The 25960-nt window shown below is 72.1% G+C and carries 21 protein-coding genes; 7 read left to right on the top strand and 14 right to left on the bottom strand.

Going from position 1 to position 25960, the window contains the following annotated elements:
- Positions 1–36: 36 nt before the first annotated feature.
- Complete coding sequence (locus ACIPSE_RS02295; protein WP_401656471.1) at positions 37–1350, bottom strand: glycosyl hydrolase; 1314 nt, start codon at positions 1348–1350, stop codon at positions 37–39.
- 137 nt (positions 1351–1487) lie between these two features.
- On the opposite strand from ACIPSE_RS02295, the gene ACIPSE_RS02300 reads away from it, so the two are divergent.
- The gene (locus ACIPSE_RS02300; RefSeq protein ID WP_401656473.1) at positions 1488–2753 is read left to right on the top strand and encodes an ATP-grasp domain-containing protein; all 1266 of its coding nucleotides are present in this window, start codon (positions 1488–1490) and stop codon (positions 2751–2753) included.
- Positions 2753–4015 (top strand): NAD(P)-binding domain-containing protein, encoded by a 1263-nt coding sequence (locus ACIPSE_RS02305; protein ID WP_401656475.1) that lies wholly within the window; start codon positions 2753–2755, stop codon positions 4013–4015. Before ACIPSE_RS02300 ends, ACIPSE_RS02305 begins: the two co-directional genes overlap by 1 nt.
- A gap of 49 nt (positions 4016–4064) precedes the next feature.
- Here the strand turns inward: ACIPSE_RS02305 and ACIPSE_RS02310 are convergent, their stop codons facing one another.
- The 3 genes from ACIPSE_RS02310 to ACIPSE_RS02320 form a co-directional block, all read right to left on the bottom strand.
- Positions 4065–4856, bottom strand: a complete 792-nt coding sequence (locus ACIPSE_RS02310; RefSeq protein WP_401656477.1) for a chaplin — start codon at positions 4854–4856, stop codon at positions 4065–4067.
- Positions 4857–5042: 186 nt separating this feature from the next.
- Positions 5043–5270 carry a chaplin ChpD gene (gene chpD / locus ACIPSE_RS02315; protein WP_401657636.1) on the bottom strand — a complete coding sequence of 76 codons (228 nt, stop codon included), beginning with the start codon at positions 5268–5270 and terminating at the stop codon, positions 5043–5045.
- Between the two features lie 278 nt (positions 5271–5548).
- Positions 5549–5953, bottom strand: coding sequence for a rodlin (locus tag ACIPSE_RS02320; protein WP_401656479.1), 405 nt, complete (start codon positions 5951–5953; stop codon positions 5549–5551).
- Between the two features lie 226 nt (positions 5954–6179).
- On the opposite strand from ACIPSE_RS02320, the gene ACIPSE_RS02325 reads away from it, so the two are divergent.
- The 3 genes from ACIPSE_RS02325 to ACIPSE_RS02335 all read left to right on the top strand — a co-directional run bounded on the left by ACIPSE_RS02325 (position 6180) and on the right by ACIPSE_RS02335 (position 8276).
- Positions 6180–6581, top strand: a complete 402-nt coding sequence (locus tag ACIPSE_RS02325; RefSeq protein ID WP_401656481.1) for a rodlin — start codon at positions 6180–6182, stop codon at positions 6579–6581.
- A gap of 99 nt (positions 6582–6680) precedes the next feature.
- On the top strand, positions 6681–7742 hold the full coding sequence (locus ACIPSE_RS02330) for an LCP family protein (protein WP_401656483.1): 1062 nt from the start codon (positions 6681–6683) through the stop codon (positions 7740–7742).
- A gap of 135 nt (positions 7743–7877) precedes the next feature.
- Complete coding sequence (locus ACIPSE_RS02335) at positions 7878–8276, top strand: rodlin (protein WP_401656485.1); 399 nt, start codon at positions 7878–7880, stop codon at positions 8274–8276.
- A gap of 62 nt (positions 8277–8338) precedes the next feature.
- Here the strand turns inward: ACIPSE_RS02335 and ACIPSE_RS02340 are convergent, their stop codons facing one another.
- The 4 genes from ACIPSE_RS02340 to ACIPSE_RS02355 all read right to left on the bottom strand — a co-directional run bounded on the left by ACIPSE_RS02340 (position 8339) and on the right by ACIPSE_RS02355 (position 15528).
- Positions 8339–10255, bottom strand: coding sequence for an AMP-dependent synthetase/ligase (locus ACIPSE_RS02340; protein ID WP_401656487.1), 1917 nt, complete (start codon positions 10253–10255; stop codon positions 8339–8341).
- A 92-nt stretch (positions 10256–10347) separates the two neighbouring features.
- Positions 10348–11877, bottom strand: a complete 1530-nt coding sequence (locus ACIPSE_RS02345) for a von Willebrand factor type A domain-containing protein (RefSeq protein ID WP_401656489.1) — start codon at positions 11875–11877, stop codon at positions 10348–10350.
- A 148-nt stretch (positions 11878–12025) separates the two neighbouring features.
- A complete protein-coding gene (locus ACIPSE_RS02350) occupies positions 12026–12895 on the bottom strand; it encodes an ABC transporter permease (RefSeq protein ID WP_401656491.1) in 870 nt (289 codons plus the stop codon).
- On the bottom strand, positions 12892–15528 hold the full coding sequence (locus ACIPSE_RS02355) for a CocE/NonD family hydrolase (protein ID WP_401656493.1): 2637 nt from the start codon (positions 15526–15528) through the stop codon (positions 12892–12894). The genes ACIPSE_RS02350 and ACIPSE_RS02355 overlap by 4 nt, the downstream gene beginning before the upstream one ends.
- A 223-nt stretch (positions 15529–15751) precedes the next feature.
- On the opposite strand from ACIPSE_RS02355, the gene ACIPSE_RS02360 reads away from it, so the two are divergent.
- Positions 15752–17119, top strand: coding sequence for a condensation domain-containing protein (locus ACIPSE_RS02360; RefSeq protein WP_401656495.1), 1368 nt, complete (start codon positions 15752–15754; stop codon positions 17117–17119).
- Between the two features lie 115 nt (positions 17120–17234).
- Here the strand turns inward: ACIPSE_RS02360 and ACIPSE_RS02365 are convergent, their stop codons facing one another.
- Positions 17235–18629: an APC family permease gene (locus ACIPSE_RS02365; protein ID WP_401656497.1), complete on the bottom strand. Its 1395-nt coding sequence runs from the start codon at positions 18627–18629 to the stop codon at positions 17235–17237.
- A 287-nt stretch (positions 18630–18916) separates the two neighbouring features.
- On the opposite strand from ACIPSE_RS02365, the gene ACIPSE_RS02370 reads away from it, so the two are divergent.
- A complete protein-coding gene (locus ACIPSE_RS02370) occupies positions 18917–19747 on the top strand; it encodes a hypothetical protein (protein WP_401656499.1) in 831 nt (276 codons plus the stop codon).
- A gap of 52 nt (positions 19748–19799) precedes the next feature.
- Here ACIPSE_RS02370 and mmsA read toward each other — a convergent pair whose 3' ends face one another.
- From mmsA to iolC, 5 genes are read right to left on the bottom strand one after another with little or no spacing between them, the layout of a single operon-like run.
- Positions 19800–21302: a CoA-acylating methylmalonate-semialdehyde dehydrogenase gene (mmsA, locus tag ACIPSE_RS02375; RefSeq protein WP_401656501.1), complete on the bottom strand. Its 1503-nt coding sequence runs from the start codon at positions 21300–21302 to the stop codon at positions 19800–19802.
- A gap of 14 nt (positions 21303–21316) precedes the next feature.
- Complete coding sequence (gene iolD / locus ACIPSE_RS02380; RefSeq protein WP_401656503.1) at positions 21317–23194, bottom strand: 3D-(3,5/4)-trihydroxycyclohexane-1,2-dione acylhydrolase (decyclizing); 1878 nt, start codon at positions 23192–23194, stop codon at positions 21317–21319.
- Positions 23191–24003, bottom strand: a complete 813-nt coding sequence (iolB, locus tag ACIPSE_RS02385; RefSeq protein WP_401656505.1) for a 5-deoxy-glucuronate isomerase — start codon at positions 24001–24003, stop codon at positions 23191–23193. The genes iolD and iolB overlap by 4 nt, the downstream gene beginning before the upstream one ends.
- A 7-nt stretch (positions 24004–24010) precedes the next feature.
- Complete coding sequence (locus ACIPSE_RS02390) at positions 24011–24904, bottom strand: deoxyribose-phosphate aldolase (protein ID WP_401656507.1); 894 nt, start codon at positions 24902–24904, stop codon at positions 24011–24013.
- Positions 24901–25851 (bottom strand): 5-dehydro-2-deoxygluconokinase, encoded by a 951-nt coding sequence (gene iolC, locus ACIPSE_RS02395; protein ID WP_401656509.1) that lies wholly within the window; start codon positions 25849–25851, stop codon positions 24901–24903. Before iolC ends, ACIPSE_RS02390 begins: the two co-directional genes overlap by 4 nt.
- Positions 25852–25960 lie beyond the last annotated feature (109 nt).

Raw genomic sequence — 25960 nt, forward strand, 5'->3', positions numbered from 1 at the left:
CGCCGCCGTTCCCGCCACCGTTCCCGCAACCGGCCGCTACCGGCTGCGCTCCCACCAGTCGAAGCGCATGCACAGCTTGCCGCCGATCCAGTACTCGACCCAGTCGCCGAGGTTCATCGGGGTGCAGTTCTGCGGATGCGTGGGGGTCGGCGTCGGCTCGGGCGTGGGCTCGGTCGGCGTCGGCTCGGGTGTCGGTTCGCCGGGGACGCGGCCGAAGAGCACGGACCGGTAGACCTCGGACGACTTGGGGTTGTCCTCGCACTGCCACACGCCGTGCGGACAGTAGTCCGTCAGCGTGTTGTAGAGCGGTTTGTGCTCGTCCATCCACGCGAGCATCCGCCGCATGTACTCGGCGTTGTCCCCGTTGCGGAAGAGTCCCCATTCAGGATAGGAAATTGCTTTGCCGTGCGACTTGGCGAATTCCACGTGTTCCTGGAGACCGTAGGGCTCTTTCACCTGCTGGTCGAAGGAGATTCCGGCCGGCTGGTCGTACGAGTCCATGCCGATGATGTCGACCGTGTCGTCGCCCGGATAGCACTTCGTCCAGCCGATGGCGTCCTTGCCGCGGCTGGGCGTGAAGTCGAAGCGGAATTTCTGGCCCGGCACCGAACGCATGGTGGTGACGATCCTGTTCCAGTACTTCTTCCAGGCCTCCGGGTCCGGCGCGCAGCGATGGGTGTACGTGATGCCGTTCATCTCCCAGCCGAGCACGATCACCGTGTCCGGCGCGTCCAGGTCGACCAGCCGCTGGGCGAGGCGGCGGAAGTGATGGTCGAACTGGCCGTCGGCGCCCCGGCGCAGCATGAGCCGCACCTCGGCGTCGGAGACGTGGTCCTCGTTGCGCTCCAGCATGGGCACGTTGAGGACGAACATCCGGTCCTTGCGCTCGTTGCGCCAGTCGGCCCAGGACTCCAGGAAGTCCGGGGCGCCCTCGATGTTGCTCCAGCGGTCGCCGGGCAGATAGGTGTGGCCGACGCGCAGGTCGGCACCGCCCAGCCAGCGGCTCAGCTCGGCCATCCGGGTCACCCCGCGCGGCCCGTAGTCGAGGTAGGCGCCGAAGGCCGGGAGGTCCTCCAGGGGCTTGGGCTCGACGGGCTCGACCGGCTTCACCGGCTCCACGGGCGTGGGGTCCACCGGCTTCGGCCCGGCCGGCTCGGCGTCGACCGGCTGGGGCTGCACCGGCTCCACCGCCGGGGCCGCGGGCACCGTCGGCGTGGGAGCGGGAGGATCTGCGGCCCCCACCACCCCCGCGGCGAATCCGGGACCCGATGCCAGGGCGGCGGCCACGGCCGTGGTGGCGGCGAGGAACGCCAGCCGACCGGTCCGGGCCCGTCGCTGCTGTGAGTCCATGCTTGCTCCTTTCCCGCTCTCACACTTTTCCGATAACTGACACTGAGTCATATACATACGAACTCCGCCACCGCGTGCGCGCCTTTCGGGTGTTCCGATCGTCCGCACGAGTGAAACGACCGAAGGAAATCGAATCCGTGTCGCCTTTTGACACCCGTGTCCCCGCCGTCCTGCTGCGGGTCGACCGGAATCCCTTTCACCACGGAACGCTCGGGGCCGTGCGCTCGCTGGGCCGCGCCGGAGTGGACGTGCAGGTGATCGCGGACACCGCCGGAAGCCCGGTGGCCCGGTCGCGTTTCGTGCGCCGCATCCATCCCCCGCCGCCCCCGGGCGCCTCGCCCGCCGACATCGCCGCCGCGCTGCGCGGGGTCGCCGCCCGGATCGCCCGCCCGGCGGTGCTGATCCCGATGGACGACGCGAGCGCGGTCGCGGTGGCCGGGCTGCGCGAGGAGCTGGCGCCCGCCTACCTGCTGCCGCAGACGCCGGGCGCGCTGGCCGAACGCGTCGCCGACAAGGCGGAACTGGCCGCCCTGTGCGCCTCCCTGGACGTGCCGCACCCGCTCACCCTGGTCCCGGACGGTCCGGCCGAGGCCGCGCGCGCCGCGCTGCGCCTGGGGCTGCCGGTGGTGGCGAAGTGGAGCCGCCCCTGGCTGCTGCCGTCCGGCGGAGGACTGCGCAGCACGGTCGTCCTGCGCTCCCCGCAGGAGGCGCGCGAGCTGTACGCCCGTACGGCGGAGGCGGGCTGCCGGCTGCTCCTTCAGGCCTTCCTGCCGCCCGGGACCGACCGGGACCGCTTCTTCCACGGCTACGCCGACCGCGCGGGCACCGTCCGCGGCGGCGGACCCGGCGTCAAACTGCGGGCCTGGCCGCGCGGGGCGGGCCTGACGGCGGTGGGCCGCTGGACGCCCGACCCGCAGGTGCGGCAGCTGTCCGAGCGGATCGTCGGCGAGCTGGGCTACCGCGGCATCTTCGACCTGGACTTCCGCCGCGGCGAGGACGGCTCGCCGCATCTGCTCGACTTCAACCCGCGCCCGGGCGCCCAGTTCCGGCTCTTCGCCGACTCCGCGGGCCTGGACGTCGTCCGTGCCCTGCATCTGGACCTGACGCACCGTCCGCTGCCGGAGGGGACGCCCCGGTACGGGCGGGAGTTCGTGGTGGAGAACTACTCCCCGCTGACCGCGCTGCGCCCCGCGTCCGCCGGCCGGGAGCTGGCCTGGAGCGCGCCGGACGACCGCGCGCCGGGCCGCGCGATGTGGAGCCTGTGGAGCCGTCATGTGGGGCGCCGCCTCAGCGAGCGGCTGCGCGCCCAGCCCGCCGAGCGGGGCCGCGCGCGCGTGGTGCGCCAGGCGAGCGCGCCGGACCTGACCGACCTGTCGGACGACGAGAAAGCGAGCAGTTGCTGATGCACGATCTGCTGGTGGTGGGCGCGGGCCCGTACGGCCTGTCCATCGCGTCGCACGCCGCGGCGGCCGGAATGGACGTCCGCGTCCTCGGCCGCCCGATGGCCTCCTGGCGCGACCACATGCCCCGGGGGATGTTCCTGAAGTCGGAACCCTGGGCCTCCAACCTCTCCGACCCCGCGTCCCGCTGGCGCCTGGACGTGTACTGCGAGAGCCGGGGCATGACGGCCCGGCACGGCGAGCCGATCCCGGTGGAGGTGTTCGCCGACTACGGCCTCTGGTTCGCCCGCAACGCGGTGCCCGAGGTCGAGGAGCGCATGGTCACCCGGGTGACCCGTCGCCCCGGCGGCTTCGAGGCCCTCGCCGACGACGGCACGGTCCTCGCGGCCCGTACGGTGGCCCTCGCGGTCGGTGTCATGCCGTTCGTGGAGGTGCCGGCCGCCGTCCGCGGCCTGGACGCCTCCCTCGTCACCCACAGCAGCCACCACAGCGACCTCGACCGCTTCCGCGGCAAGGACGTCACCGTGATCGGCGGCGGCCAGGCGGCGCTGGAGACGGCGGCGCTGCTCGCCGAACAGGGCACGCGGGTACGGGTGGTGGCCCGCGCCGGGCAACTGCGCTGGAACGACGTGCCGCCGCCCTGGGAGCGCCCCTGGTGGCGGTCGGCGCGCTCCCCGCACAGCGGCCTGGGCTGCGGCTGGCGCAACTGGTTCTACGCCGAGCGCCCCGGCCTCTTCCACCGGCTGCCCGAGCCGACCCGGGCCCGGATCGCGACGACCGCACTGGGTCCGGCGGGCGCCTGGTGGGTGCGCGACCGGGTCGAGCCGGCCGTCGAGGTGCTGCTGGGCCACGAGGTCACGGCGGCGAGCGCGGTGCCGGGCGGGCTGCGGCTGGACCTGGCGGGCCGGGCGGGCGGGGTGCGGGGCTCGCGCTCCCTGGAGACCGAACACGTCATCGCGGCCACGGGGTTCAGGCCCACCGTGGACCGGCTCGGGCTGCTCGGCGCGGATCTGCGCACGGCGCTGGCGACGGCGGGCGACGACACCGTCGAGATCGGCCGTGACTTCGAGTCGGTGTCCCATCCGGGGCTGTTCCTCACCGGTCTGGCCACGGCGTCCGGCTTCGGCCCGGCGATGCGGTTCGTGCACGGCGCCACCTACACGGCGGGCGCCCTGGTGCGGGGGGTGCGGCGGCGGCTGCGGTCGGGTCCCGGGGTGGTCCCGGCGCAGGGCGCGGGCGCGATGGCGGCGGCGCCCCGGGGCTGAGCCGAGGGGCACGGGTGCCGGACGCGGTCGTCCGGCACCCGGTGCGCTTCTACCGGTGGGACGCGGCTCGGCCCCGGCGGTACAGGACGGCCCCGCCCGCGATCAGCAGGGCGCTGGCACCGGACAGGCCGAGCAGGGCGCGGCTGTTGCTGCCGGTGTCGGGCAGGGAGGGCGGCGGACCGTGCGGGCCGGGCGGCGGGGACTGGTCCGGCTGGACGGGCGGCGTCGGACTCGGCGTCGGCGTCTCGTCGCCCCCGGTCGGCGGCGTCGGGGTGGGCGTCTCGTCGCCCCCCGTGGGCGGGGTGGGCGTGGGCGTCGGCGTCTCGTCACCACCCGTGGGCGGGGTGGGCGTCGGTGTCGGCGTGGGCGTCTCGTCACCGCCGGTGGGGGGCGGGGTGCTGCCGCAGTCGTCACCGTAGGCGGGGTTGCCCCCGCTGATCACGTCCGCCGAGTCACCGCACACGGTGACCGGCACGTCGACGGGCGTGTCGACGTGGTTGCCGGAGCCGACGCCGGGCGAGTCCCCGGAGCCGCCGTGGGACGAGGAGCCGGAGGGGCCGCCCCAGTCCGGGCCGGACCCGCCGTACTCGGAGCCCCCGTACCCGGAACCTCCGTACCCGGAGCCCGAGTCGTCGCCTCCGTACGCGTCCCCGTGATGCCGGTGCCTGCCCGGACCGGAGCCGCTGTCACAGGAGTTGCCGAACGCCGGGTTCAGCAGCGCGACGGCGTCGACGGTGTTGCCGCACGCGTTGACCGGGGCGTCGACCGGGACCTGCACGTTGTTGCCGGACAGGACGCCGGGCGAACCCTTGGCGGCCCCGCCCGCGTCCGAATCGGCCACGGCGGGGGTGCCACACAGGGACAGAATGCTCGTCGCGGCTGCGGCCGCGACCATTCCCCTACTCAGGGTCTGTCGCAATCTCGTTGTCTTCCTGCTTGAAGAAGTGGGAAAAGCCGGCCTCGGAACGCGCGGAGGCAGTCCGAGGCCGGCTGTCACTCAGCCGGAGACGGCTGGTGCGTTACGTCGTCAGTCGTTGACGCAGGTGTTGCCGAACGCGGGGTTCAGCAGGGCGATGACGTTGATGGAGTTGCCGCACACGTTGACGGGGACGTGCACGGGGACCTGGATCACGTTGCCGGACAGGACGCCCGGCGAACCCACGGCGGCACCCTCGGCGCCCGCGTCCGCGAAGGCCGGGGCGGCCATGCCCAGGGCCATGATCGCTCCAGCGACGACAGCAGCGCTCTTCTTCATGAACATTCCCTTCTCTGCGGTCATGCCCCAATGACGTGACCTGCAGGCTGTAAAACGAGGGATAGACAGGCGAAGAAACTACGGAACATGCGTCGCCTGGGAATTCACTCGAACGCCTTCACAGAATGGACACTTGGCATCCATATGGGCAGAAACCATTCGCCTGAGTGGCGGAGAAGGCAACAGGAAGGGAAATGCGGAACGAGATCGTGAAACACCGCCCGGGCAGTCCGCGAGAAGAACGCGGAACCGCCCGGACGGTCCTCCGGGGTGAACGGTCAGCCGTTGCCGACGCCGTTGCCCGCCAGCACCGACAGGTCGTTGGCGAGGTGCGACAGCGGCTCGTCGCCCTTGCCCTGCGTGGCGTTGAGGGCGCACTGCTGGTTCTGCGCGGCGGACAGGACCGGAACGTCCTGGGCGACGCCGACGGCGGCGAGGACACCGACGATGGCCTGCGCGTTGGCCTTGGCGGGCAGACCGACACAGAGCTTGTTGAGCGAGCTCTGGACGAGCGTGGCCTGGGGGCTCATGTCGCCCTTGGTGACCTGGTTGCCGAACGCCGAGTGGGCGCCGTTGCCGCTCGCCGAGGTGGTGCCCGTGTCATCGCCGATGGCCATGGCGGGGGACGCGGCACCCACGACGGACGCGGCGACCGCCGCGGCGGCCATTGCCTTCTTCAGCATGTGAATTTCCTTTCCTGATGCATCACCACGACGCATGCTCCTGCTCCCGCATCAACCCGGTCCGTGGAGTTTGGTTTCGACGCTTCACCCGAACGGCCCTCAGGCCCTCGGGGGCCGCCGGAAATTCCGTTTGGGCCATCGGAGTGAATGGCAGCAACCAAGCCGCCGTGCGGCAGTTGACCAGAGCGCTCCGGTGGTCGGGGTTTCTCCTGAAGGGAACTAGCAAGTGATCAAGAAGGTTCTGGCTTCCGCCGCGGTCGCCGCTTCCGTCGTGGGCGTCGCCTCCCCCGCCATGGCCATCGGCAACGACGAGGGCACCACCTCGGCCAGCGGCAACGGTGCGCACCAGTCGTTCGGCAACTCCGCCACGTACGGCAACATGAGCCCGCAGATGGCGCTCATCCAGGGTTCGCTCAACAAGCCCTGCATCGGCCTGCCCGCGAAGGCCAACCTCCAGGGCATCGTCGGCCTCGCGGCCGTCGGCGTGCTGCAGGACGTGCCGATCCTGTCGGCCCCGCAGAACCAGCAGTGCGTCGAGAACTCCACCCAGGCCAAGGGCGACGAGCCGCTGTCGCACATCCTGGACGACATCTCGGCCCTCTCCGGCAACGGCGCCGCCAACCACTGAGCACGCCGAGGGCTCGTCCACTGAGCCCTGGGGCTGCATTTGCGCACCCCGTCAGCGGGCCGCCGGTCACCCGGCGGCCCGCTGTTCTACGTTGCGCGGGTGACGCTGAAGAGAACCCTTTCTTCCCAGTCCCCCCTCCCCCACCCCGCACGCCTGCGACGGCTGGCGCTGCCCCTGACCTTCCTCGCCGCCGGAGCGACCCTGCTCGGCGGTTTCGCCTTCCCCCCGCAGCATCAGCGGGCCCCGCGCGCGCTGAACGTCCTGCTGATGGGCACCGACGAGCGGGACACCATCTCCGCCGCCGAGAAGAAGAAGTTCCACGCCGGCGGCCGGCCCTGCGGCTGCACCGACGTGCTGATGCTGGTGCACCTCTCCGCCCGCCGGGACCGGGTGAGCGTGGTGAGCCTGCCGCGGGACTCCTACGCGGACGTCCCGCCCCACCGCGACGAGGCGACCGGCGAGGAGCTCGGCCCGCACCCCGCCAAGATCAACGGCGCCTACGCGGAGGGCGGTCCCGATCTCACCGTGCGCACGGTCGAGTCGATGACCGGCGTACGGATCGACCGCCATCTCCAGGTGGACTTCCGGCGCTTCATCGACACCGTCGACGACGTCGGCGAGGTCGAGGTGTGCACCCCGCGCCGGCTGCGGGACTCGGCGACCAAGATCGACCTGAGGCCCGGCAGGCACAAGCTGAGCGGCGGGCCAGCGTTGCAGTACGTGCGCTCCCGGCACGTCGACACCAGCGCGGACCTCGGCCGGATCCAGCGTCAGCACCGCTTCCTCGTCCAGGCGTTGCGCGGGGTGCAGGCGCGCGGGCTGCTCTCCGACCCGGTGCGCTCGGCCCGGATGGCGCGAACGCTGCTCGGCTCCGGGCCGCAGGGCTTCACGGCGCCGGAGCTGGTGAAGCTCGCGGGCGAGCTGCGGAAGGTCCCGGCCAGGTCGGTCGAGTTCACCACCGTGCCGATCGCCGGGTTCAACGAGACGCGGCCCGACGTCGGATCGACGCTGGCCTGGGACCGGGAGCGCGCCGACGCCGTGTTCCGCACGCTCCGCGCCGACCGGCCGCTGCTCGCCGCCTCCGCCGACCCGGTGCCGAAGGACCCGCCCGGCCTCAAGGGCTACGGACCGGTGCGCGGCAGCCGCCTGGCCTGCGAGTGAGCGCACCACGGGGGCGCTCGGAGCGTTCGGGTCCGCGCTGCGCCAATCGGGGCAAAGAGCGCAACCCCACCCGGGGTCGGGGCGTTGACGATCATGCAGCTCCTCACCGGAGTCCGCTTTTCGAAGGGAATGAACATGAAGAAGCTGTGGGCAACCGCGGCCATCGCCGCCACCGTCGTCGGTGCCGGCTCGCCCGCCATGGCGATCGGTGACGACAACGGCACCACGTCCGCCAGCGGCAACGGCGCCTCGCAGGAGTTCGGCAACTCGGCGACCTTCGGCGACATGAGCCCGCAGCTCGGTCTGGTCCAGGGTTCGCTGAACAAGCCCTGTGTCGGCCTGCCTGCGAAGCTGAACCTGCAGGGTCTCGTCGGCGTCGCCGCCGTCGGTGTCCTCCAGGACGTGCCGATCCTGTCGGCCCCGCAGAACCAGCAGTGCGTCGAGAACTCCACCCAGGCCAAGGGCGACGAGCCGCTGTCGCACATCCTGGACGACATCTCGGCCCTCTCCGGCAACGGCGCGGCCAACGGCTGATCCTCGGATCGCCTCCGCGGCGGGTCACCGGTTCTCCGGTGGCCCGCCGTCGTGTTTCCCGGTCACTTCCGGTAGAGCGCCTCGATGTGCTGCGCGTACGCCGCGAGGACCGCGTGCCGTTTGACCTTCAGGGACGGGGTGAGCATGCCGTTGTCCTCGGTGAACCCGTCGTCGAGCAGGGTGAAGGCGCGGACGGACTCGGCGCGGGAGACGGCCGCGTTGGCGTGGTCGACGGCCTTCTGGACGGTGGCGCGCAGGCCGGGGTCCTCGACGAGGTCGGCGAGCGGGGTGTCGGCGGGGCGTCCGCGGACCGTCAGCCAGTGGGCGAGCGCCTCGGGGTCCAGGGTGATCAGGGCCGCGACGAAGGGCCGGTTGTCGCCGACGACGAGGCACTGGCCGACCGGGGCGCGGCTGCGCAGCCGGTCCTCCAGGACGGCCGGGGAGACGTTCTTGCCGCCGGAGGTGACGATGATGTCCTTCTTGCGGCCGGTGATGGTGAGGTAGCCGTCGTCGTCGAGCGCGCCGAGGTCGCCGGTGGCGAACCAGCCGTCGGCGAGGACGGCGTCGGTGGCGGCCGGGTCGTTCCAGTAGGAGCCGAAGACGATGCCGCCCTTGACGAGGACCTCGCCGTCCGCGGCGATCCGGATCGCGGTGCCGGGGACGGGCCGGCCGACCGTGCCGGGGCGGGGTCCGAGCGGCGGGACGATGGTGGCCGCCGCGCTCGTCTCGGTGAGGCCGTAGCCCTCGTAGACGATGATCCCGGCGGCGTAGAAGAAGAGGTTGAGGTCGCGGTCCAGGGGGGAGCCGCCGCTGATGGCGTAGCGGGTCCGGCCGCCGAGCTCCTTGCGGATGCGGCGGTAGACGAGCAGGTCGTACAGGGCCCAGGCCGCGGTCAGGGCGGGGCCGGGGCCCTTGCCGGTGCCGAGGAAGCGGTTCAGGGAGGCCGCGCCGAAGCGGACGGCGACGCGGTCGGCGCGGTCGAAGGACGCGGCGCGGCCGATCTTCTCGGCGGTGGCGCGGCCCGTCGCGTGGATCTTCTCGAAGAGGTACGGGACGCCGACGAGGAAGGTCGGGCGGAACTCCCTGAGCGCGGGCCGGAGTTCGTCGGGCTGGATGCTCGGGCAGTGGCCGATCTCGATGCGGGCGCTCAGGCAGGCGATCTGGAGGGTGCGGCCGAGGATGTGCGCGAGCGGGAGGAAGAGCAGGGTCGAGGCGGTCTGGCCGGTGACCTCCTGGAAGACGGGGTGGAGCAGTTCGACGGTGTTGGCGGCCTCGGCGTGCAGGTTGGCGTGGGTGAGGACGCAGCCCTTGGGACGGCCGGTGGTGCCGGAGGTGTAGCAGAGGGTCGCGACGGTGTCGGGGGTCAGGGCCGTGCGGCGCTTGGTGACCTCCTCGTCGGGGACGTCCTCGCCGAGGGCGGTGAGGTCGGCCAGCGCGCCCGACGTCACCTCCCATACGCGGGGCGGCTGTTCGTGCCCGGCCGTGGCGGCGGTCACCGTCGCGGAGTTCTCCGGGGTCTCGGTCACGACGTGGCGGGCGCCGGAGTCGCGGACGATCCACTCCACCTGCTCGGCGGAGGAGGTGGCGTAGACGGGGACGACCTGGCCGCCCGCCGCCCAGATCGCGAAGTCCAGGACGGTCCACTCGTAGCGGGTGCGGGACATCACGGCGACCCGGCCGCCGGGTTCGAGTCCGGCGGCGGTCAACCCCTTGGCGACGGCGGTGACTTCGCGGGCGAAGACGGCGGCGGTGACGGGCTGCCAGGCGGTCCCGCGCTTTCGGCGCAGGACCACCGCGTCGGGCGCCTCGGCGGCGTTGGTGAACGGGATGTCGGCGACCGAGCCGGTGGGCGGCGGGGCGAGGGGCGCGGTGCGGGCCTCGCGCACCACACCGTGCGCGTCCCTGACGGTCTCCGTCCTCGCGCGGGAGGCCAGGTCGGTACGGCGTCCGGCCCGCTTCAGATCCTTGCGTACGCCCATCACGGCTCCCCGGTCGGCTCCGACTGGGAAGTAACTTACTCACGCGTAAGGAAAGGTCAATGGGTCCGGCACCGGCCGTTCCCCGAGGCCCGTCAGTCGCGCAGGCCCTCCGCGCGGTCGATGGCGTTCGCGAGGTCCTCGACGTCCTCGTCCTCGGTGCTGCGCGCCAAGTCGTGCGCGTGGTCGCCGAGTTCGCCGAGGGACTGGGCGCCGGGGAGCCTGCGGTACTCGGCGCCGTAGGAGCGCAGGGCGTCGGCGAAGTAGGCGGCGACGGTGGTGACCTGGAAGCGGGTGCTCGCGTCGCGCACGTCGTCGTCGAGGGCGTCGGTCTCCAACTGGCCCGACTCCTCGTGCGGGGTGCGGGTCTCCGGGTCGAGCCAGCGGACGCTCGCGGTGGCGAGGTGACCGTCGGCGCCGCCCTTGGTGCGCACGGCGTACAGGGCGGTGACGGTGTGGCCGGGGCCGACCTCGCCGCCGTCGACGCTGTCGTCGCGGAAGTCCTCGTCGTCGACCTGGCGGTTGTCGTAGCCGACGAGGCGGTACTCGCGCACGGTGCCGGGGTCGAAGGTGACCTGGGCCTTGGCGTCGCGGGCGGTGAGGTCGATGTTGCGCGGGAGCTGCTCGACGAAGACCTCGCGGGCGTCCTCGTCGTCGGAGACGTAGGCGGTGTGGCCGTCACCCTTGTCGGCGAGCCGCTCCATGAGCGCGTCGCCGTAGTCGCTGCCGACGCCGACCCCGAAGAGGGTGATGCCGTGTTCGCGGCGTTCGCCCGCGATGCGTTCCAGGATGGTGTCGGCGTCGGTGTCGCCGGTGTTGGCGAGGGCGTCGGAGATCAGGACGACCCGGTTGGTGGCGCCCTCGCGCAGTCCGTCCTCGGCGGTCTCGTAGCCGGTCTCGACGCCGGCGCCCAGGTTGGTGGACTCGGTGGGTTCCAGGCCGGCGATCGCGTCGTGGACCTCGCCACGGTTGCCGTCCAGGCGGGTCATCGGCAGGACGCGCTCGGCCTCGTCGCTGAAGGTGACGAGGGCCACCGAGTCGTCGTCCCGGAGCTGGTCCGTCATCGTGTCGAGGGAGTCCTTGGCCAGGTCCAGGCGGCCGGGTTCGCCCATCGAGCCGGAGATGTCGATGACGAACGTCAGCGCGGCGGGCGGCCGTTCGTCCTCGCTCTCGGCCGCGCGGGTGGCGAGGCCCACGCGGACCAGGGACCAGTCGTCCTCGTCGGTGCGGGCGCCGTCGACGGTGACCGTGAAGCCGTTGCCGCCGGGACGGTCGTAGTCCTGGCGGAAGCTGTTGACGAACTCCTCGGGGCGGACCGTCGAGGGGTCGGGGAGCCGGCCCTCGAAGAGCGTACGGCGGGCGTAGCCGTAGGAGGCGGTGTCGACGTCGAGGGCGAAGGTGGAGGTGAGATCGGGCTCGGGAGCCACCTCGCGGGAGTCGGCGTCGGTGCCCGACTCGTCCCGGCTCCCGTCCGGGGGCTGCGCGTAGCCGCCGTTGCCGCGGCTGGTGTCCTGGGAGCCGTCCGAGCCGTACCCCCGGTCGTCTCCCCCGCCGCAGCCCGTCAGCAGCAGGCCACCCGCCGCGGTGACGGCGAGCAGAGCCGTGCGTATGCGATACCGCTCCATCTTCCGTGCCCCCTGATCCCGTTGACGTCGACTTCTTGTGACTGTGACGGGGCGGGGGGCCGGAACGTGCGCTACGGAGCGTTGCGGAAGAGTCTCGATGAGGGCACGGAGGACGGGTTCCGAGACCGGTGGGTGATCTTCCGTTGACCTACGACACCACGTCCTTGCGGGCGAAACCCCTGAAGGCCAGCGCGAACAGCACGAGCGCGTACGTTACCGAGACGGCGGTGCCCTGGATCATGCCGGACCACTCCGGAGTGGGCTGCACGGCGTCCGCCCAGGCGAACTGCCAGTGCGCGGGCAGGAAGTCGCGCCAGTCGCCGAGGGCGGTCACGGCGTCCAGGACGTTGCCGACGATGGTGAGGCCGACGGCGCCGCCGACCGCGCCGAGCGGGGCGTCGGTCTTCGTCGACAGCCAGAACGCCAGCCCGGCGGTGACCAGTTGGGAGACGAAGACGTACCCGACGACGATCAGGAGGCGCTGGGTCGCCGTCGCCGTGTCCAGGGAGCCGCCGGTCGGGATCTCCAGCGGGCCCCAGCCGTAGGCGGCCGTGCCGACGGCGAGCGCCACGACCGGCAGCGCGACCATCGCGGCGAGGCTCAGCCCGAGCCCGACGACGAGCTTGGACCACAGCAGCCGGGCCCGGGGCACCGGAGCGGCGAGCAGATAGCGCAGGGAGGACCAGCTCGCCTCCGAGGCGACCGTGTCCCCGCAGAACAGGGCCACCGGGATGACCAGCAGGAAGCCCGCCGACACGAACAGGTTGACGGCCGCGAAGTTGGCGCCGGACGCGGTCGCGGTGTCCATCAGGGTGATGGTGCCGTTGCGTCCGCCGGGCTCGCCGCCGATCGCGAACGCGGCGACCAGCACGAACGGCAGCGCGGCCAGGATGGCGAACATGACCTGGGTACGGCGGCGCTTGAGCTGGCGCCGCAGCTCGACACGGAACGGGAGTGTGCCCCGGGTCCGGTAGCCGGAGGCGGTCTCGGCGGCGACGGTGCCGGTGCCGGTGCTCATGCGGAACCTCCGATCAGGGTCAGGAACGCGTCCTCCAGGCGGCGGTGCGGGCCGACGGAGCGCACCGGCACCTCCAGACGCACGAGGTCGGCGACCAGGCGCTGCGCGGTGCCGTCGGCGTCGAGGCGGACGAGGATGCCGTCGTCGGTGCCGATCGCCGAGGCGATGCCGGGCAGCGCGGCCACCTTCTCCACGACCGGCTCCTCGACGGGGGCGGCCGTGCCGACGAGCAGGGTGTCGCCGGAGCCGACGATCTCGCCGACCGGGCCCGCCTGGACGAGCCGGCCCCGGTCCATGACGACCAGGTGCGTACAGGTCTGCTCGACCTCGGCGAGGAGATGGCTGGAGACGATGACGGTCCGGCCCTGGGCCGCGTACCGGATCATCACCTCGCGCATCTCGCGGATCTGCGGCGGGTCGAGGCCGTTGGTCGGCTCGTCGAGGATCAGCAGGTCCGGCAGGCCCAGCATGGCCTGGGCGATGGCGAGGCGCTGGCGCATGCCCTGCGAGTAGGTGCGCACCGCGCGAGCCAGCGCGTCGCCGAGCCCGGCGATCTCCAGGGCCTCGTCCAGATGCGCGTCCTCGGCGGGGCGGCCGGTCGCCGCCCAGTACAGCTCCAGGTTCTCGCGCCCCGACAGATGCGGGAGGAATCCCGCGCCCTCGACGAACGCGCCGACTCGGGACAGCACCGGAGCACCGGGGCGGATCGCGTGGCCGAAGACGTGGATCTCGCCGCCGTCGGGCTTGATGAGGCCCATCAGCATCCGCAGGGTGGTGGTCTTGCCGGCGCCGTTGGGGCCGAGCAGGCCGAGGACCTGGCCCTTGTCCACACGGAAGGTGACGTCGCGGACGCTGTACCGGTCGCCGCCCGCGTACTTCTTGCTGAGGTCGGTGATCTGGAGGGGCACCTCGGCGAGTTCCGGGTCCGGCGCGGGCGTGGCCGTGCGGCGGCGGCCGGTCACCAGCAGGGCCAGCGCGAGGGCGGCGCCGGCGAGGGGCAGCCACCACACCCAGGAGGGCAGGGCCGCGGCGTCCGTGCGCACGCCCGGCGCGGTCGGGACGGACAGGTCGCCCTTGAGGGAGACGGTGTACGTCGCCGGGGCGGCCGGGGAGGCGTAGCCGAGGTCGGTGGAGGCGAGGACGAGGCGGAGCCGGTGGCCCTGCTCGATGTCGTGGTCGATCGCGGGGAGCGTGACCGTGACGTCCTTGCCGCCCCGGGCGTCCTCGACGCGCAGCGGGGTGACCAGCTGGGACGGCAGCACCTGCTGGGTGCCGTTCGGGCCGACGTCGTAGACCTTGGCGAACAGGACGGCGTCGTCCGAGGTCGACTCGATGTGGACGGTGGCGGTGGGGGCGCCGGTGATGTGGAGGTCGTCGGTGATCGGAGCGGACTCGAAGGACGCGTACTGGCCGGGGAAGTCGAGGGAGACGCCGACGCCGAGCGAGGAGAGCTGTCCGAGGCCCGCGCCGCCGAGGCCGGGCAGCGCGGACACGGCGGGCGGGTTGGCGCCGGCCGGGTTGGTGACGCGCTGCTCGGGGCGGCCGGTCAGGGCGACGGACGTCCGTCCGCTCTCCAGGCCCGGGTAGGTGTCGTCGGTCGCGCCCCGCAACTGGGCGGCGCCGTCGGTGGAGTCGACGCCGCCGGTGCGGGTGACCCGGAAGGCGGGCCCGGTGTCGGCTCCGGTGTCCTTCTTGAGGTACCGGTCGAACCAGGCGGTGACGCGGGCCTGGACGCGGCTCGTCTCCAGGTCGCCGCCGTCGTGGCCGCCCGCGATCCAGTCGACGTCGACGGGGGCGCCGTTGGCGCTGATCGTCCTCGCGGCGGCGTCGGCCTGGTCGAGGGTGAACAGGGAGTCGGTCTGGCCCTGGAAGAGGAGGGTCGGTACGTCGATCCGGTCGCCGACCGCCGACGGGGAGCGTTCCTCCAGCATGCGTTCGGCCGCCGCGTCCGGGGTGCCGGAGGTGGCGACACGGTCGTACATCGCGCAGATGGACGACTCGAACTTGTCGCAGCCGCCCGCGGAGTTGACGAAGATGCCGGCCCAGAGCTTCTTGAAGACACCGTTCGGGAAGAGGGCGTCGGAGAGGTTCCAGTAGGTGATCGCGGGGGCGATGGCGTCGACGCGGTCGTCGTGCCCGGCGGCCAGGAGGGCGATCGCGCCGCCGTAGGAGGCGCCCGCCATGCCCACGCGCGGGTCGCCCGCCCTGTCGAGCTGCACCTGGGGCTGGTCCGCGAGCCAGTCGATGAGCTTCGAGACGTCGGCGACCTCGGCGTCCGGGTCGTTGAGCCCGACCTTGCCGGTCGACTTCCCGAAGCCGCGGGCCGACCAGGTCAGCACCGCGTAGCCGTCGCGGGCCAGGTCCTCGGCCTCCTCGCGGACGTCGTCCTTGCTGCCGCCGAAGCCGTGGCCGAGCAGGACGGCGGGGCGGCGCTGCGAGCCGCCGGAGGTGAAGTACGAGGTGTCGATGCGGACGCCGTTCACCGCCATGACCCGGTCGCTCGCGCTGACCGGGGGCGGGTCGTCGGAGGCGGCAGCCGTCCAGGTGCCGGCACCGGCGAGCACGACGACGGCCGCCCCGGCGGCCAGCAGTCGCCGGGACCGCCGCGGCAGTCCTCGCAGTCGAAGATCCATGCCTCAACGGTACGGGCTGAAACTGTCGGGGAGTTATCGACCGCAGACGGAACCCGGCGACCTCCCAGGGGCGTACACGCGTCCTCGCGCGTACCGCGTCCGAAGTACGGGGAACCATGTTCGATGCACCACTCGATGCATGGAAAACCGGGGAAAGCGATCGTGTCCGCGCGCGCCGCGGTCTTCGCTTGAGGGTCAGCCCCTTTGCGAATGGAGACGCCCCGTGCGCATCACCGACATCCAGCGCTGCGAGATCCGGCCCGGACGGCTCGTGGAGTGGACGCTCAGTCCGGCGACCGTCGCGGTGGCGCGAGGGCTGCCGGAGGACACCCGGCCACCGGCGTACATCCAGGAGTCCCACATCAGGACCGCGCGGAGCGTGCGCGAGGACGGGCTGTTCGTCCCGACCTGGCTCGGCGCCGCCTTCGACCTCCCCGGACCCGTCGACCTGGACCGGCTGGAGGGCGCCCTGCGCGGGTGGACCCTGCGGCACGAGACGCTGCGCAGCGGGTTCCGTGCGGACGGGGACGAGCTGCGGCGGTTCACGCTCGATCCCGGGGACGTGTCCCTGCACCGGGAGGAGGTCAGGGAGTTCACGGACGCGACGGAGCTGACGGCGCACCTCCAGGACCGCTTCGACGTCGCCGCGGACGCGCTGCGCTGGCCCAACCTGATCTACGCGGCGGTCGTCCGGGACGACTCGACGAGCGTGTACATGGCGTTCGACCACAGCAACGTCGACGCGTACTCGATCTACCGGATCCCGGCGGAGATCCAGGAGCTGTACGCGGACGGCGGCGCGGCCGAGGAGGCGCCGGTGAGCAGCTACATCGACTTCTGCCGGAGCGAGCGGGCGGACGCGGACCTCATCGACGCGGACCACGAGACCGTCGGGCGCTGGCGGGAGTTCATCCGGCGCTGCGACGGGACGCTGCCCACGTTCCCCGTCGACCTGGGGCTGACGCCGGGTGACCCGCTGCCGCCGCAGCGGATGATGAGCGAGATGCTCGTCGGGCCCGAGGAGGCCGCCGCCTTCGAGGCGTACTGCCGGCCGTACGGCGGGAGCCTGGTGGGGGCGCTGGCGGCCACCGCCCTGATCGTGGGCGAGATCGGCGGGACGTCGGTGTACCGGACGGTGGTGCCCTTCCACACCCGGGTGAAGTCCAAGTGGTCCGACTCCGTGGGCTGGTACGTCGGCGGGGCGCCGATCGAGGTGCCGGTGCCCCCGGACCTGCCGAGCGCCCTGGCCTGTGTGCAGACGCAGCTGCGGGCCGCGCGCCCGCTGTCCCGGATGCCGCTCGCGCGGGTGCTGGGGCTGCTGGGCGCGGACTTCCGGCCCACCTCGCCCGATCTGTACTCGATCGTGTCGTTCACCGACGCGCGGTCCCTGCCGGGGGCCGAGGGGTGGGACGCGACGGCGGCCTACGGGCTGATCCGGGTCTCGTACGGCGACCAGGTGTGCGTGTGGCTGAACCGGCTGCCCGAGGGCATCTGGTTCGCCTGCCGTTACCCGGACACGGACGTGGCGTACAAAAGCATGCGGCTGTACGTGGAGCGGCTGCGGGATCTGGTGGTGGGGGTGGGCGCCTGAGGGGGCGGGAGGGTGTGCGGGTTCGTCGCCGGGTGCGGGACCGTCGTGGCCGGTCGCGCGGTTCCCCGCGCCCCGGACTCGCCCCTGCGGGGCGATCCGCACGGGCCGGCGTGCGTCAGCTCACGTCCTCCGGGACCGAGACCAGCCAGCGGGTGGCCGCGCGCGGGCGCAGGTAGAGCGCCCAGTAGAGGGTGGCCGCGGCCGTGATGCCGCCGGTCCACAGCAGATAGCCCGTCTCCTGCTGACTGAGGATGTAGGCGAGGACGACGATCAGCAGGACGGGCACCGCGGGCCACAGCGGCATCCGCCAGGCGGCGGTGTGCCGGTGGGCGCCCTTGCGGGAGAGCAGCGCGGCGACGGCGACCAGCAGGTACATGGCGGTCACGGAGACGCCGGTGATGCCGTACAGGGTGTCGAGGTTGACGTAGCAGAGGACCGCGCCGGGGATGCCGACGGCGAGGGTGGCGACCCAGGGGGAGCCGAAGCGGCCGAGCTGGGCGAAGACCGTGTTGACCGGGCCCGGCCAGGCCTTGTCGCGGGCGGAGGCGAACAGGACGCGGGAGTTCTGGATGACCATGACGATGCCCGCGTTGATGATCGCGAGGGCCACGCAGAGGCTCACGAAGGTGCCGACCGCCGAGTTCGACCAGGCCGTGACCATGGCGCCGATGTCGCCGCCGGTGAGCGCCTGGAGGTCGGAGGCGCCGAGGGTGATCGCGACGACCGGGACCAGGATGATCACCGAGGAGATGGCGAGGGTGGCCAGGACCGTGCGGGCGACGTTGCGGCGCGGGTTCTCCAGCTCCTCGGACAGGTAGACGGCGGTGGAGAAGCCCTGGGTGATGAAGAGGGCGATCGCGAGCCCGGAGACGACGAGCATCGCCGTGACCGTGTCCGTGCGGCCGTGGGCGCCCGCCACCTCCATGGAGACCAGGCTGCCGGGCCCGCGCTCGGCGTGGGCGAAGCCGAGGACCGCGACGACCGCCGCCGCGATGACCTCCAGGACCAGGAAGACGCCGGTGATCCAGGCGTTGGCGCGCAGGTCGAGCAGGCCCGCGAGGGTGGCGAGCAGCATCACGCCGGCGCCCGCCAGCGACGGGTCGAGGTGGATCACGGGGGCCAGGTAGTCGGCCGTGCCCATCGCGATCACCGGCGGCACGATCATCACGACCAGCAGCGACAGCACGAAGACCAGCCAGCCCGCGAGACGTCCGGCCAGGGTGGAGACCATGGCGTACTCGCCACCCGCGCTCGGAACGAGGGTGCCGAGCTCGGAGTAGCAGAACGCCACGGCGATACAGAGGATCGAGCCGATGGCGATCGTCAGGGCGGTGGCGGTGCCGAGCGAGCCGAACAGGTCGGGCACGACGACGAAGAGCGTGGATGCCGGGGTGACGCACGAGAGCGTCAGCAGGGTGCCGCCGACCACGCCGATGGAACGCTTGAGCGTCTGGGGACTGTCGGGCGCCTGGGGGGCGGCGGTCTCGACAGGGCGGAGCGTGTCGGTCATGCGCGGTTCCGATCGACTCGTGCAGCGGATGCGGTGCATGCAATCCCGGCGGAAACCGTCGCGTCAATGGGTGTTTACCTACGGAATCAGTAGATCGGAGCGGCGTCGAGGACTCGTATACGTCGTTTCCGCCGTACCGCTCACCGGTCTTGGAGAGTGCGGGAACCGCAGGGCCCCAGGCGAAAAAATCCTGTCGCGGCGATGTCGGTGGCGGCCGATAGAGTCCTCGGGCACACAGAACACACAGTCGAATCACAGCATCTGCGGGTGGGGACGGGGACGGACGGATGAAGGCGACGCACACGGCTGCCTGGGTGGGGATCACGGCGGCCGCACTGCTGACGACGACGGCCTGCGGCGCCGCGTCGGTCGGGGAGGCGGCGAAGGCGGTCGACCGGACCGACGTGATCATGGCGGCCCTGGCGCGCGCCACGGACCGCACCGAGGACGTCGGATCGGCCCAGGTGAGGATGTCCACCGACCTGGGCACCGGCGCCCCGGTCACCATGGAGGGCCTCTACTCCTGGGGCGACGGGTTCGCGTACGACGTCGAGATGGACACCGCCGCCGCGCAGATGCAGACGCTGACGGACGACCCCTCGATCCGTGTCCTGTTCGTGGACGGCGCCTACTACTACGACGTCGACCCGCAGCCCTCCGGCCCCCTCGCGGGCAAGGAGTGGATGAAGATCGACGGCTCGGCCGTGTTCGGCGAGTCCGGCGCCCAGGCGCTGAGCGGGAGCAACGGCAGCCCGTCGGCGTCCATGAAGGGCCTGAAGTACGCCGACGACGTCACCGACCTCGGCGAGGAGACCGTCGACGGGCGCAGCACGACGCACTACCGTGCCGTGCTCGGCGAGCAGCAGATGGGCAGGTTCGCGGACGCCCTCGGCGACGAGGACACCCTCGCGGGCTCGATGACCGGCGGTGCCTCCTCCATCTCCATGGACGTCTGGGTCGGCGCCGACGACCTGCCGGTCCGGCTGAAGGAGGGAATGGGAGCCATGACGGTCACCATGGACTTCGAGAAGTTCGGCGAGACGGCCGAGGTCGAGGCTCCCCCGGCCGCCGAGACCGCCGACATGTCCCAGGCGCTCAAGGACATGCAGGAGCAGTAGGCGGCACGGAGCCCGGGCGCCGCGAAGGACGCCCGGGCTCCGTGTCCGTCGCTCAGTGGTTGCGCGGGAAGCCCAGGTCGACACCGGTGGGGGCGTCGGCCGGGTCGGGCCAGCGGGTCGTGACGACCTTGCCGCGGGTGTAGAAGTGCGTGCCGTCGTTGCCGTAGATGTGGTGGTCGCCGAAGAGCGAGTCCTTCCAGCCGCCGAAGCTGTGGTAGCCGACGGGGACCGGGATCGGGACGTTGACGCCGACCATGCCGGCCTCGACCTCCAGCTGGAAGCGGCGGGCGGCGCCGCCGTCCCGGGTGAAGATCGCGGTGCCGTTGCCGAAGGGCGAGGCGTTGATGAGCGCGATGCCCTCGTCGTAGGTGTCGACGCGCAGCACGGTCAGGACCGGGCCGAAGATCTCGTCCTGGTAGGCCTTGGCGGTCGTGGGCACCTTGTCGAGGAGCGAGATGCCGATCCAGTGGCCGTCCTCGAAACCCTCGACGGTGTAGCCGGTGCCGTCGAGCACGACCTCGGCGCCCTCGGCCGCCGCGCCGGTGACGTAGGACGCCACCTTGTCGCGGTGGACCTTGGTGATGAGCGGGCCCATCTCGGAGGCCGGGTCGTTGCCGGGGCCGATCTTGATCTTCTCGGCGCGCTCGCGGATCTTCGCGACCAGCTCGTCGCCGATCGCGCCGACGGCGACGACGGCCGAGATGGCCATGCAGCGCTCACCGGCGGAGCCGTAGGCCGCGGAGACGGCCGCGTCGGCCGCCGCGTCGAGGTCGGCGTCCGGGAGGACCAGCATGTGGTTCTTGGCGCCGCCGAGCGCCTGGACCCGCTTGCCGTTCGCGGAGGCGGTGGTGTGGATGTAGCGGGCGATGGGGGTCGAGCCGACGAAGGAGACGGCCTTGACGTCCGGGTGCTCCAGGAGGCGGTCGACGGCCACCTTGTCGCCGTGGACGACGTTGAAGACACCGTCGGGCAGACCGGCCTCGGCCAGCAGCTCGGCGATCTTCAGGGAGGCCGACGGGTCCTTCTCGGACGGCTTCAGCACGAAGGTGTTGCCGGTCGCGATGGCGATCGGGAACATCCACATCGGGACCATCGCCGGGAAGTTGAACGGCGTGATGCCCGCGACGACACCCAGCGGCTGGCGGATGGACGCGACGTCCACGCGACTGGCGACCTCGGTGGACAGCTCGCCCTTCAGCTGCACGGTGATCCCGCACGCCAGGTCGACGATCTCCAGGCCGCGCGCGACCTCGCCCAGCGCGTCGCTGTGCACCTTGCCGTGCTCGGCGGTGATCAGCTCGGCGATCGCGTCCCGGTTCGCCTCCAGGAGCGCCCGGAACCTGAACAGGATCGTGGTCCGCTTGGCGAGCGACGAGGTGCCCCAGGACGCGAAGGCGTCCTTGGCGGACTGCACGGCGGCGTCGACCTCGTCGACCGACGCGAACGCGACCTTGGTGGTGACGGCGCCGGTGGCCGGGTCGGTGACCGGCCCGAACGAACCCGACGCGCCTTCGACGGACTTCCCGCCGATCCAGTGGTTGACGATCTTCGTCATGCCCAGTTGCTCCTTCACAGATGGCGGCGTCGGGTGGAGACGTGCCGGTCGTACTCCTCGCGGGCCTTGACCGCCGACGGTCGGGTCGCGGTCTCGGCCACAGGTACATCCCACCAGGCCTGCGCGGGCGGCGCGCCCGACACTGTGTCTGCCGTTTCGGTCTCCACGTAGACACAAGTGGGAGTGTCGGCGGCCCGTGCCTCGGCGAGCGCGCCGCGCAGGTCCTCGACGGTCCTGGCGCGCAGCACGCGCATGCCGAGGCTCGCCGCGTTGGCGGCCAGGTCCACGGGCAGCGGGGCCCCGGTGTACGTGCCGTCCGGGGCCTGGTGACGGTAGGCGGTGCCGAACCGTTCGGCGCCGACCGTCTCGGACAGCCCGCCGATGGACGCGTAGCCGTGGTTCTGGACGAGCAGCACCTTGATGGCGAGGCCCTCCTGCACGGCCGTCACGATCTCCGTGGGCATCATCAGATACGTCCCGTCGCCGACGAGCGCCCAGACGGTGCGCTCGGGTGCGGCCATCTTGACGCCGATCGCGGCCGGGATCTCGTAGCCCATGCAGGAATAGCCGTACTCCAGGTGGTACTGGTCCCTGGAGCGGGTCCGCCACAGCTTGTGCAGATCGCCGGGGAGCGAGCCGGCCGCGTTGACGATCACGTCCGACTCGTCGACGAGGGCGTCCAGCGCGCCGATGACCTGGGGCTGGGTGGGCCGGACGTCGATCTCGTCGGCCTCGAAGCAGGCGTCGACGCGGTGCTCCCAGCGGGCCTTGTCCTCGGTGTACTCGGCGACGTAGGGGTCCTCGACGCGGTGCCCGTCCGCCAGGAGGGCCCCGGTGAGCGCCTCCAGGCCGCCGCGGGCGTCCGCGACCAGCGCGGTGGCGGCGAGCTTGTGGCTGTCGAAGGGCGTGATGTTGAGGTTGAGGAAGCGGACCCCGTCGGCGGCGAAGAGGGTGCCGGAGGCGGTGGTGAAGTCGGTCCAGCGGGTGCCGACGCCGATCACCAGGTCGGCGGTGCGGGCCAGTTCGTTGGCGGTGGCGGTGCCGGTGTGGCCGATGCCGCCGACGTCCTGGGGGTGGTCGTGGCGCAGGGAGCCCTTGCCCGCCTGGGTGGAGGCGACGGGGATGCGGGTCGCCGCGGCGAACGCGGCGAGGGCCTCCTCGGCGCGGCTGTGGTGGACTCCGCCGCCCGCGACGACCAGGGGGCGCCGGGCCGCGCGTATCCGGCGTACCGCCTCGGTGAGTGCGGCCGGGTCGGCGCCGGGGCGGCGTACGGTCCAGGTGCGGTCGGCGAAGAACTCCTCGGGCCAGTCGTACGCCTCGGCCTGGACGTCCTGCGGAAGGGCGAGGGTGACGGCGCCGGTCTCGACGGGGTCGGCCAGGACGCGCATCGCGGCGAGCGCGGAGGGGATCAGGGCCTCGGGGCGGGTGACGCGGTCGAAGTACCGGGAGACCGGGCGCAGACAGTCGTTGACGCTGATGTCGGCCGCGTGGGGCACTTCGAGCTGCTGGAGGACCGGGTCGGCGGGCCGGGCGGCGAAGACGTCACCCGGCAGCAGCAGCACCGGCAGATGGTTGACGGTGGCGAGGGCGGCGCCGGTGACCAGGTTGGTGGCGCCGGGGCCGATCGAGGTGGTCACCGCGTGGGTGGAGAGACGGTTCGACTGACGCGCGTAGCCCACGGCCGCGTGGACCATGGACTGCTCGTTGCGGCCCTGGTGGTACGGCATCTCGTCGAGGTGCTCGAGGAGTGCCTGGCCCAGTCCGGCGACGTTCCCGTGGCCGAAGATGCCCCAGGTGGCGGCGATCAACCGCTGCCGTACGCCGTCACGTTCGGTGTACTGGGCGGCCAGGAAGCGGACGAGCGCCTGTGCGACGGTCAGCCGGGTCGTCATCGATAACCCTCCGAATGGTCCGGGTGGAAGCAGATCCGCCACTCCCTCGTCCCACCCGGTCCGGCCATCACGTTCAGGTAGTACATGTCGTGGTCGGGCTGGGCGATCGACGGACCGTGCCAGCCGTCCGGGACGAGGACGGCGTCGCCGGAGCGGACCTCCGCGAGGACGTCCGAACCGCCCTCACGGGAAGGGGATACGCGCTGATAGCCGAAACCGTTCGGACCGTCGATCTCGAAGTAGTAGATCTCCTCCAGCTCGGCCTCCACGCCGGGCCGGTGCTCGTCGTGCTTGTGCGGCGGGTACGAGGACCAGTTGCCGCCGGGCGTGATGACCTCGACGGCGATGAGCTTGTCGCAGTCGAAGGCGTCGGCGGAGGCGAAGTTGCGGACGTGCCGCAACTGCGTGCCGCTGCCGCGCTGTTCGACGGGAACCTCCGGCGCGGGGCCGTAGCGGGCGGGGAGTCGTCGCTCGCACTTCGCTCCTGCCAGGGCGAAGCGGCCTCCCGCGCCGGAGGCGATCTGGACCTGGGCGTCCCGGGGCACGTACGCGAAGTCGGAAGCCGACGCGAACACGCTTTCCCTACCCAGGAGTTGAAACTCTTTTCCCTCGATTTGTACCGTACATCCACCTTCCAGAGGAAGGACGATCCACTCGCTGTCCCCGGTGGTGAAGGCATGCGTGTCACCGGGGGCGAGGTCGACGATCCGCAGGGCGCAGTACGTCCATCCGGCCCGCTTCGGGTCGATGTCCACGGTGTACCGCGCGTTGCTGGAGGCACCCTTGGGAACGTACAGATCCTGGCTCATGCCACCCTCACAGCAGTCCGACAGCGGTGTCCACGGCGGCGGCCACGTCGCCGTCCGCCGGGTAGAGCAGTGAGCGGCCGACCACGAGACCGCGCACGGTGGGCAGTTGCAGGGCGCCCCGCCACTTCTCGTACGCGCCGTCCTGGTCCTGCCCGACCTCGCCGCCGAGCAGCACGGCCGGGAGCGTGGACGTCTCCATGACCTCGGCCATGTCGTCGGGGTTCTCGGTGACGGGCAGCTTCAGCCAGGTGTAGGCGGAGGTGCCGCCCAGGCCCGAGGCGATGGCGATGGACCGGATGACGGCCTCGGCGGACAGATCGTTCTTCAGCCTGCCCTCCGGGGAGCGGCGGCTGATGAACGGCTCGACGAACAACGGGAGTCGGCGGGACGCCATCGCGTCGATCGCGCGGGCCGTGGACTCCAGGGTGGTCAGGGACCCCGGGTCGTCGTGGTCGATGCGCAGGAGGAGCTTGCCCGCGTCGAAGCCGAGCCGTTCGATGTCCTCGGGACGGTGTCCGGTGAAGCGGTCGTCGGCCTCGAAGCGGGCGCCCTGGAGGCCGCCGCGGTTCATCGAGCCCATGACGACCTTGCCGTCCAGCGCGCCGAGCAGCAGCAGGTCGTCGAGGATGTCGGCGGTCGCGAGGACCCCGTCGACACCGGGCCGGGACAGCGCCAGGCACAGCCGTTCGAGGAGGTCGACGCGGTTGGCCATGGCGAGCGGGCGGTCGCCGACACCGAGGGCGCCGCGGGCCGGGTGGTCGGCGGCGACGATCATCAGCCGGCCGGAGTCGCCGACCAGGGGCCGCCGGGTGCGGCGGGCGGCGGCCTCGGCGATCGCCTCGGGGTGCCGGGTGCGCAGCCGGACGATCTCGGCGAGGTCGACGGCGACGGGGGAGCTCACTTGACCGCCCCCGCCGTGACCGCTTCCTCGACCTCGGCGACGGTCGGCATGGCCGAGCCGCACTCCAGGCGGGAGGCGACGATCGCGCCGGCCGCGTTGGCGTGGCGCATGATCCGCTCCAGGTCCCAGCCCTCCAGGAGGCCGTGGCACAGGGAGCCGCCGAAGGCGTCGCCGGCGCCGAGACCGTTGAGGACGGTGACGGGCAGCGGCGGGACCTCCGCCTCCCGGCCCGCGCGGTCGACGGCCAGGACGCCCTTGGGGCCCTGCTTGACGACGGCCAGTTCGACGCCCGCGTCCAGCAGGGCCTGCGCGGCGGCGCGCGGCTCGCGCACACCGGTGGCGACCTCGACCTCGTCGAGGTTCCCGACGGCGACGGTGGTGTGCTTGAGGGCCTCGGCGTAGAAGGGCCGGGCGGAGTCCGGGTCCTTCCAGAACATGGGGCGCCAGTCCAGGTCGAAGACGGTGGTGCCCGCCTTGGCGCGGTGCGCGAGGGCGGCCAGTGTGGCGGTGCGGCTCGGCTCCTCGCTCAGGCCCGTGCCGGTGATCCAGAAGATCCGGGCGCCGAGGATGGCGTCGAGGTCCAGCTCGTGGGCGTCGATCTCCAGGTCCGGGGCCTTGGGCTGCCGGTAGAAGTACAGCGGGAAGTCGTCCGGCGGGAAGATCTCGCAGAACACGACCGGGGTGGGCAGCCCCGCCACGGGGGTGACCCAGCGGTCGTCCACGCCGAAGCCGCGCAGTTCGTCGTGGAGGTAGACGCCGAACGGGTCGTCGCCGGTACGGGTGATCACCGCGGTGCGCCGCCCCAGCTTCGCCGCGGCGACCGCGACGTTGGCGGCCGAGCCGCCGAGGAACTTGCCGAAGGAGGACACCTCGGGCAGCGGTACGCCCGTCTGCAGCGGATAGAGGTCCACTCCGATCCGCCCCATGGTGATCAGGTCGTACGCCATCGAGTTCCCTTCGTTTCGGCTCTCCCCCGGCTTTGTAGCCCCGCACGAGGAGCCCTGTCAATGTTTTGTCCAGACATTCGGACCAGACCTTGACAGCGCTTGCCAAACC

The organism is Streptomyces sp. NPDC090106, from assembly GCF_044747265.1.
Taxonomy (GTDB): Bacteria; Actinomycetota; Actinomycetes; order Streptomycetales; family Streptomycetaceae; genus Streptomyces.